The organism is Methylobacterium sp. D54C (assembly GCF_053345595.1).
The window spans coordinates 1-291 of record NZ_JBKFAK010000234.1; the positions used below are offsets into that span (position 1 = coordinate 1).

Annotated in this window: 1 pseudogene; it reads left to right on the forward strand. The window is 72.9% G+C overall.

What is annotated here, in order from left to right:
- Positions 1-90: 90 nt before the first annotated feature.
- A pseudogene (aspA, locus tag ACLBYB_RS33310) lies at positions 91-291 on the forward strand (aspartate ammonia-lyase); the annotation flags it as partial.

The following is a 291-nucleotide window of genomic DNA, read 5'->3' on the forward strand; positions in this document are numbered from 1 at the left end:
TCACGCGGGCCGGTCGCTCACGCGCAATCGTCTGCCCAACCGTCCTGCCCTACGGCGCGCCGGATCGCTTCCGCGCGCCAGGAGAGAGCCGTGTCCGAGGTCGCTTCCGCCGCCGCCACCCGCACCGAGCACGACCTCCTGGGCGACCGCGAGGTTCCGCAGACGGCCTACTGGGGCATCCATACCCTGCGCGCGGTCGAGAACTTCCCGATCACCGGCACCACGCTGGCCACCTGCCCGGACCTGATCCGGGCGCTCGCGGAGACCAAGCAGGCGGCGGCGCTCGCCAAC